This window comes from Variovorax sp. PDC80 (genome assembly GCF_900115375.1).
Lineage (GTDB): Bacteria > Pseudomonadota > Gammaproteobacteria > Burkholderiales > Burkholderiaceae_C > Variovorax.
In genome coordinates this window covers 1-1230 of the sequence record NZ_FOWG01000041.1, presented here as the reverse complement: position 1 = coordinate 1230, position 1230 = coordinate 1, and the positions used below count along the sequence as shown (strand labels likewise).

Genomic DNA, 1230 nt, shown 5'->3' with positions numbered 1-1230 from the left:
AGAGGGTGTATTTGAAATAAACACTCACACGTTATCCTCGTCCCATACGCAATGCTGCAACGCAGGAGGTGACGAGTGGGGACGACGACGCGAGAGGGCAAGAATTTGGGCGGCAGGCCAGCGCTGCTGCAAGCGGGCGAATTGCTCAGGCTTGTCGAGTTGACTCGGCAGATGCCGCAGGCATCGATGGACGAGCTGACGCGCGCGTTCGTGCATCAGACGGGAATTGAGGTTTGCTCGGCGACGATCCGCAAGGCCCTCAAGAAGGCAGGAATCAAGCGCGTACGGCCGGCACGGCGCGCAGGCCAGCGTGCGCAGACCCAGGGGGCGGCGCCTCAGCGATTTGGCTATACAGCAGCGCATCGCCGGGAAAGTGGCCTCAACGGCATGAACACGGACCTCACCGATGCCGAGTGGACCCTTGTGCATGATCTGTTCGAGCGCAACGGTGGACGCGGCACGCCCAGCACGCACCAGCGTCGCGACATCGTCAATGCCTGCATGTACATCGTGCGCACCGGCTGCGCATGGCGGCTCTTGCCTTCGAACTTCCCGCCTTGGCGTGCGGTGTACTCGGCGTTTCGAGGCTGGGCACAGGCGGGCACGTTCGAGCTCATGCACGATCGTCTGCGTCAGCAGTGGCGCCAGCGCATCGGCAAAGCGCCCGAGCCGACGGCCGCCATCATCGACTCGCAAAGCACGCGCAGCACGGCCCAGGGTGGCGATGGTGGCTTCGATGCGGGCAAGAAGGTCAAAGGCCGCAAGCGCCATCTCGTGGTCGATACCTTGGGACTGCTGCTGGCTTTGACCGTGACCGCTGCGAGCGTGCAAGACCGCGATGGCGCCGCCCCTGTGGTTGCGCAAGCCTGCGCTAAAGCGCCAGGACTGCAGAAGCTCTACGTCGATGCAGCCTATGCCGGCCAATGTGCAATGGCGCTGCGAGAAACGCACGGCATTGCGGTCGAGGTCGTTCGTCATCCAGCCAACCGCGTCACAGGCACCTTCGTGGCTGAGCAACGGCAACTGTGGCCGGACGCCATCCCTAAGGGCTTCGTCGTGCAAGCCAAGCGCTGGGTGGTCGAGCGCACCCACGCGTGGAACGAGCGCGCACGTCGCCTCATCGCACATCACGATCGCTCCAATTGGGCACCTGTCGCTTGGGTCTGGCTCGCTGAAGCACGTATCCTCGCTACTAGGCTGGCCGCGTAGATCATTTCAAATACACCCTCT

1 protein-coding gene is annotated in these 1230 nt (G+C 63.3%); it reads left to right on the top strand.

Annotation, left to right across the window (positions count from 1 at the left end):
* The first annotated feature begins 105 nt into the window (after nt 1-105).
* Entirely contained in the window at nt 106-1209 is a 1104-nt protein-coding gene (locus tag BM109_RS40580) for an IS5 family transposase (protein ID WP_256223127.1), read from the top strand.
* The last annotated feature ends 21 nt before the right edge of the window (nt 1210-1230 follow it).